Below are 7289 nucleotides of genomic sequence, written 5' to 3'. Positions count from 1 at the left end.
ATATTGGCCAGCCGAGCCTCATTGCGCTCGCCTTTACCATCGAACGAAAGCGGAAAGACTACTATGATCAGCTTGAGCGGCACCAGAAGACGCTGGATGTCACACCTTGGTTGGTTTGGTTTGCAGAGGCGGTTCTGGAAGCGCAGCAGGTCACCCTGGACCGTGTGTGCTTCTTCATTGCCAAGGCACATTTTTACGACCGGCATCGCTACGCGTTGAATGAAAGACAGGCCAAGGTAATCGAGCGAATGTTCCGGGAGGGGCCGGACGGGTTCAAAGGTGGCCTGAGCGCCGAGAACTATATCTCGATCTCCGGGACATCGCGGGCAACCGCGACCAGGGATCTGCAGGAACTTGTCGAAATCGGAGCCCTCACGCGAACCGGGGAACGCCGTTATACCCGCTACTGGCTCAAACTTGAGGGGCCGGGTGACTAGTGCATCGGCGGAGGGGAGGGCTTATTTCGTTGAAAAACTCTTCTTGATCGACGCGTAAGTTGCTGATTCAATTCCTTCATGAGGAGGGATTTGCGATGATGGGACCAAGACAGGAAGCGCAAGCGGCGCTGTTCTATGAGTTCTCATTGGACGATCATGTCCCGCAAGATCATCTGCTGCGGTCGATTGACCGATTTGTCGATCTGAGTAGCATCCGCGCATATGGGGAGGGCGGCAACCATCCCATCTCTTTCGAGACCTTCGCTGCTTTGATTGCAAACGTCCGCTCCCCCCCTGCCCCCGCAAAGCCAGCCAGGACTGCGATATGTGAGGTCTCCGCCCTGTCAGGCTTTGCTACCGCTTGCGCTCTTGGTGACACTTCTGCTTTGCAAACCCGGTGACATTTCTACTTGGTTGCAACAAATTGTTCGCTTTTTGTTCCGGACAATCCAGCGCGAGGTCGACTCTCCACTCGACCCCCTCGATCGCAAACAAAAAGGGTTGGCATTCGCCAACCCTTTTCATAATTAGTCCACTAAAGGCGCTTCCTTAGCACTTAGGGTTCGGAGTGGTCGTGAGACCTCGTGAAAAACAGCTTTGCTGCTAAAGCTGACGTCGGATGCCATGCTGTTGAATGCAGCAAACACATAGCACATGCCCTTACGTGTTGTTTGATCTAGACCAATTGACGTCATTTGTCAACATTTAGGCCCGTTCTTCATCGTTCGGTGCATCCGGCTTCTCGATTAACCTGGTGACCAGAGTACCATGTTGTCGGGCGTTCGTGAACGCTGTTACGACTGAATAAATGAAGCCATGTGTGTGATGATTCCGTGGCTGAAGTACAGCCATGCCAGATGCGCCGCGAACCGCTTACAGAAATCCTCCGTTGCTCAAACCCCTAAATCTGTCCGGTAGGTGCTGAAGTCAGACACGGGTGAAGACTGATCGAAGGGACGCCGAGATGCATGCACGACTTTGGCGCGCCGAAGAACTGACCCCGATCTGGACGCCCGACAAGAAACAAGAGGCGATGCGCGATCTCATCCGAACCCGCAAACAAGCTGTGGATGCGGTGAAGGTCGCAAAACAGCATTTGCCCAGCTTTCTACTGCGTCATGGGTTGCGATACGAGAGCGGGAAATACTGGACACAGCGCCACCGACGGTGGTCCGCGGAGCTGCGGCGGTTCCGCTTCACACATCAGCAATTGATTTTCGAGGAGCTTATCTCAACTACTGAATCCGCATTGTTATGCGAGCTGACTGGGTCTTTTTAGGAGATTCTTATTGTAAATGTTACATGGCGAACTTACGCTGATTATAGCTTGGGTAGTTTGTTAAAGTCATGGCGTGTTTAGCCAATAACTAACTAATTAATCATTTCTTTTGGGATACAGTTGTTCAGATGAGTTCTCCCGCGGTAACGACTTGGCTTGGACGCATGACACATGCATCAAGTGAGTTTTCCTGCGACATAGCTATAATCAGTAAAGATGAAGATGATATAGCCTCCACCGTTTTAAGTATTGAAGCGTTACCCGATAACTTGAAGTGGTCAGAGGGCCCGCTCAGAATTGATGAGTGGTCAAAGGTCAATGGGACAGATCATGAATTGTTTGAACTTGGCTTTTTCTTGGACTCAAAGACCCCCTATGCATTGATTATTCGCGGTAAGTCCCAAGATGTTCCCTCAGCAGATAATAGACTTGATCTAAACACTTTAGGAAGAGTCGAGCCACTTGATGATCAATTCGGTATTTTTCCTGAAAAGACGATCCCAGATGATTTGCAAGATACGTTCTTTGCTGAAAACATGGGCAGTCTTTATGCGGTGGTTGATACGGCTTTAATTCCAGACCTGGCAACGCGTTTGCCAAATGAAGATGTAGAGTATCGGTGTCTTTTCAAAGGAAAAGCGGCGGATGATTTTAAAGATGTTGCGCCTTACCTGATTAGGTTTGGCGATCATGACCGTCTTTTGCGCGATTTTCTGACGCTTACAAAGCAGAATTATCATTGGCATTATTACCAAAAGGATGCCTGCCTTTTTCTGCGAAGTGACGCGAATTTCGATACTTTGTGGGCGCATCTGCGAAAATTCACCAAAATCCGCGATCATAACGATAAATGGTTCTATCTACGGTTTTGGGACCCGATGTTTCGAACGTATCTGATTGATTATCCGCAAGGCCCGTTTCCCCGTGATTTTTTCAATCCTATACAGTCGGTTATATGCCGCCTGGATGGGGATCAATGGGTGGCTGTGCGCAAGAAGGCCAAAAACGAGACCTTCCCATCGACGTCGTTTTTCCCGCAGTTTCGACGACATTGCCGATTACAAAAGCGCCAGACATTTATCGACAATGTAGGCAAACTTCTGGTGGGCCATCACAATGCCGAGGTACCCGAGACGTACCTTAAGTTACTTTACCGTCAGGCCCGCGATCGTGGATATTGGAGTGAACGTGGTTTGGCCAAACAAATGGAAACCCTGTTTTTGATAGAACAGGCCGGTTTATCCGAGGCGACTGTTCTGTCCCGGCTAAAAGGTCACGATGTCGAAAGTCTGGCTGATGCTACACGGGCCGGTGTGATCCTTGATGCGACATTAGAGCTAATAGAGGAACAACATGAGTTACGATGATTTTTCGCCTTCAGATGATGTGGAAGAAGACGTCTTTTATTGCACAGAAAAGCATATACCGATTTTACCGGTGCGGTTTTCACAACTTCCCTATGATCTAGACAAAGTCAAAAAACCAAAAAGTATTGATGATCTAGGCAGCTATATCATTCGCACAATACGCCAGGGGTATGTATATATTTTTGTCGAAGCCCCCGAAGAGACGGATGGTAGCAGTAGTGGCGACGGGATCTGGCATGTTTTTCGCTATGCGACTTCAGGAAATGATCTGAATTCCTGTCTCGAACCGGCCGACACAGATACTTATACTCGAAATCCTTATTCTTTTACCAAATATGAGTGGACGCAGCATTACGGCGAAGGCAAATGGAAATACGGAAAACTTTCACGACCCTATTGCTGGTTGCCGAAATCAGCCAGCAAAATCTGGATTGCTTATTCAGAACATAAATGGCCTCCAAGTTTTTTCCGCAAAGGTCATCAGGAAGCTTTCCGTAAACAGATCATGCAGCCTGTCAATCTTCGCGGGGAAAACAAATGGGCAGCCAAGGCTGACAGGATCCCGGAACTTGTCGAGGAATACAAATCTGATCCAGTCTGTAAAGATACGATGGGGCCAGTGAATGACTCTCTCCATTATCGCCTTCAGTTATCTCAAACTGGATTTGAACGTATTAAAAACCCAGCCAATCTAACCGGTGGAGATAATAAATGCGTTGCATTGGTGGCACTTTTTGATCCGGTTGGGGATCTGTTAGAAATGCATTACCGGTTGGCACAACTTGAGTGGCAGCAAAAAAATTTTAACGCAGAACATATTTATCCATTGAGCATGGGCAAGTTCTGCTTAGCCATCAAGGATACACTGCCAACTCGTGATGAGTGGTACAATATGAACAAACATGCGTTACGCGAAGGATGGTTGACAGAGTATAAAAAACTGGACGACCACTCAAAGGAGATGGCTAATGCCTCAAAATTCATTGTGACTGCCATTAAAAGGCATGTGTGTGATGAAGGTAACTGGATGTATGGCAAGCATGCAGATCTGGCCGCAGTAGAAGGTGAAAAGGGGGATGTTGCGGCCGCAGAATATCTTGCTCTTTTGGGAAATTGCGTAGCCGAGGCGCTTAATTTCAATGCATATGGGTCTGCTGCGCTTCGTCAAGGGTTAGGAGATAATGTAAAATCACCTGGGCCCAGTCTTTATAAAATGTTGAATACAGTACGGAAAATCTGGAGCGGTATGCGGCGAAAAATCTACGAAAAGCTTCGTAAAGGACAGTACGCTTTTCGAATGTTCTTTAAGGCGATTTCTTCGGACCTGGCGTGGACTTTAAGTATCGGCAAACAAAATATCGCATCGTGGGATGATGCAATTACAGCTGCTGCAAAAACAAATGATAAGATACGACAGCCTAAAATTGCTTTGGCGCAAATGGATCTTGATGATGCGGTAAAATTTTTAACCGGACATGCGGGTGATTATAAGCCAATCTCAGTGGATGCAACTATTCTGGCAGCTGATGATGCCGGAAAGGTTTACACCAAAGAAGATCTAAAACGGCTGAAAAAGGCTGGGCAAAAGATGCCGCAGAGTGCTGCAATGCGTGTAAAACAATCGATTTCCGCGGGGCCGAAAGCAAATATACCGATTATTCAAACGGAAACTCATATTCAGTTTGTTGGCGGCGTAACCGCAGATAAAAAAATCGCGTATGGTGAAAAGGCATATGGGTTTTTCGGATTATGCATGTCTGTCTGGGCTTTGTATAATACCATCCAGGCACAGCAAAAAGAAAACCCGCACTTCAAAAAGGGTGATGTTGCATCGTTTTTCCAAAGCAAAACATATAAGCTGTTTTCTGTGACTATATGGGTTATTGATGCAACCTATTCGATGATTGACGTGGTGCGGAGTACTCCACATTCAAAAAGAACAATTTCTGGTAAACTTTTGCAGACTTTATACGATGATGCTTTTGTCAACATAGGTAAAAAATTCAATAAAATAAATGCCTTGAAGATGAACAACCATATCTTCGCTACACGCGGCAGTGTTGGCAGATTTCTTGGTAAATTCTTAGGGCCGACATCCGTTATCGTAGGGTCAATCGGCTCAATCGGGACAATTGCACACGGTATAGAAAGGGAAGACAATGTCGATATTGTAAGTGGAATTGGAATGCTGATTGGCGGGTTAATGTTTCTGCCTGGCTTTGGTTGGGCTATTGCCTTGGTCGGTGCCATTATAATTGGCTTCAGTTACTGGATTTCATCAATGCGCTACAATGAGATTGAAGATGTTATCAGGACAAGTTTCTGGGGATCTTATAGTGAATATTGGGATCTTACTCAAAGGCCAAGTATGAACAAGCAGATTGATATTGCAAAGAAATTTGATGGTAATGTAACCGCAGATCAAAAAGTACGCCGATCACGAGGACGTTTGGAGACTATATCAAAAACGACTGGAAAAGTTTCTGATTACTTCGCCGAAGAAATGGAACAATTCGGAGAGCTAACCTGGGCACCCGTTATCGAACCTTTGGGCAAAGGGACGAACAGCGTAATGATTACGACGCCAGCTTTAGAGAACGGAGAAGTAGGTCTGGTTTCTGTTGAGGTTGAACATTTCTCAGTTTCGGTTGTGCCTATGCCACTTACTTATGGTGGAGTGCATACCGTTGACATAGGAAAAGACGTTAAAAATATTACGAAAGAGTTTATCAAGGACAGTGTATCCATGATCGTACGCTTCACACCGATAAATGATAATCGTAGCATTCGTATTACTGCAAAACTTGTAGGCAAAAAAACTGGCGTGCCTTTTGAGACCGTTAAAATTCTTCGGTTGTAAAACTTCAGACCTGATCTGACTTATATCTCTGCCCACCATGACTAGAACGGCCAGTGCACTTGGGGTCTGTTCCGGCTCAGTGCAGAAAAGCACTCTAAGGAATTTTATGTCGTAAAATCAACAGCTTGCAATCTGCTAAATTTCTAGCTTTGCCGAATTGTCCGAAAGAATTTATCTATATTTTTCAATAGCTTATTTTCTTAACGTACAATTTGGCACTGAGCCGTAATCGACCCCTGGAAGGTTTGGTTGGTTCAGCGTTCGCCGACGATGTCTCGAAATGGAGTGAGCTCACCGGACATAATGGCGCACGCGGTCGATGATCTGGTTGCACAAGGTGCGCCAGCGTTTGATGCCGCCACACCCATGTTGTCCCAACTGCTCAAAGCGGAGATGGCAGAACGGGAGGTGCGTTCGATTGCCTATCACACCAAGGTGGCGCGCCTCCCATCGTACAAAGACCTCGCTGGCTTTGACTTTACGTCGAGCGACATCAACGAGGCCACCGTCCGACAACTTCATCGTGGTGAGTTCATAGAGAATGCGGAAAACGTCGTCCTAATTGGTGGACCTGGCACCGGCAAAAGCCATATCGCTACGGCTAGCGATCAGCAAGAACCATCCCCTACGTAAGGGAACACCAGTATTCAGGATCGTAAAATGGGCATTCGGTAACGTCATCCAGCACGTGGTCAAGCTCTTTAACTTGACCTGAACATGTCTTACCGCGCCGGTATACTTCGATTACCCGTTTCGCACTTGTGACGTAGTATGCGATTGCGCTTCCAAGGATGCGATATAACGCCCAGACCCAAAAGACGTAGAGACTGATATACAGGATATACGTGATCAGATCAGATGGCCCGAAGACACCATCATCCCCACATCCCAAGACACTGTATCTGGAGCATGTTCCAATAGGGTCTGCCGTGAAGAGGCCCGATGAAAGCATCCATAATATCCCGATGGCCACAAGAAATAAAAGCGCGCACCCTATCGGCAGCAAAGACAGACGGAACAGACTGCGGACCATCCAGCCACGAGAGATTGCGCTTCCTGGGCACCTGACTCCACGGCGGCACAATATGACCTTGTCATCAGGAATAACCCGTACTTTTGTGTTCAATTGCTGGCTCCGGTCGTTTCTCAAAACACGACCACGATTATTATGTAGTCAAACCCTTTAGTCGACACCGAGGTCTGACCGAAGGTCATTATCCCGCACTGCGCTTCTTCAACTGTCCGCCAAAATGGTTGTTTTGGCAATGCATAGACGATGGAATACTACGTTGGACTGGATGTTTCGCTAAGGTCATGTGCGCTTTGCATTGTGGATAGCAAAGGCA

General features: G+C 47.1%; 3 protein-coding genes and 2 pseudogenes. All 5 read left to right on the top strand.

Annotated features, from left to right (window positions below; all coding sequences use genetic code 11):
* Positions 1-437, top strand: a pseudogene (locus tag HRQ87_RS19765) (Fic family protein); the annotation flags it as partial.
* Positions 438-1374: 937 nt separating this feature from the next.
* Positions 1375-1716 carry an IS110 family transposase gene (locus HRQ87_RS19760; protein ID WP_343035430.1) on the top strand — a complete coding sequence of 114 codons (342 nt, stop codon included), beginning with the start codon at positions 1375-1377 and terminating at the stop codon, positions 1714-1716.
* Positions 1717-1844: 128 nt separating this feature from the next.
* Positions 1845-3083, top strand: a complete 1239-nt coding sequence (locus tag HRQ87_RS19755; protein ID WP_174140168.1) for a DUF4123 domain-containing protein — start codon at positions 1845-1847, stop codon at positions 3081-3083.
* A complete protein-coding gene (locus HRQ87_RS19750; protein ID WP_174140167.1) occupies positions 3070-5943 on the top strand; it encodes a toxin VasX in 2874 nt (957 codons plus the stop codon). Before HRQ87_RS19755 ends, HRQ87_RS19750 begins: the two co-directional genes overlap by 14 nt.
* Positions 5944-6213: 270 nt before the next feature.
* Positions 6214-6546: pseudogene (locus tag HRQ87_RS19745) on the top strand (ATP-binding protein); the annotation flags it as partial.
* Positions 6547-7289 lie beyond the last annotated feature (743 nt).

The organism is Parasulfitobacter algicola (assembly GCF_013315265.1).
Classification (GTDB): domain Bacteria; phylum Pseudomonadota; class Alphaproteobacteria; order Rhodobacterales; family Rhodobacteraceae; genus Parasulfitobacter; species Parasulfitobacter algicola.
The sequence above is the reverse complement of the archived record's forward strand: the minus strand, read 5'-3'. Positions and strand labels throughout refer to the sequence as shown.

Coding starts and splice junctions, on each gene's coding strand:
- HRQ87_RS19755 (WP_174140168.1), top strand. CDS start 1,845: ATGAGTTCTCCCGCGGTAACGACTTGGCTTGGACGCATGACACATGCA.
- HRQ87_RS19750 (WP_174140167.1), top strand. CDS start 3,070: ATGAGTTACGATGATTTTTCGCCTTCAGATGATGTGGAAGAAGACGTC.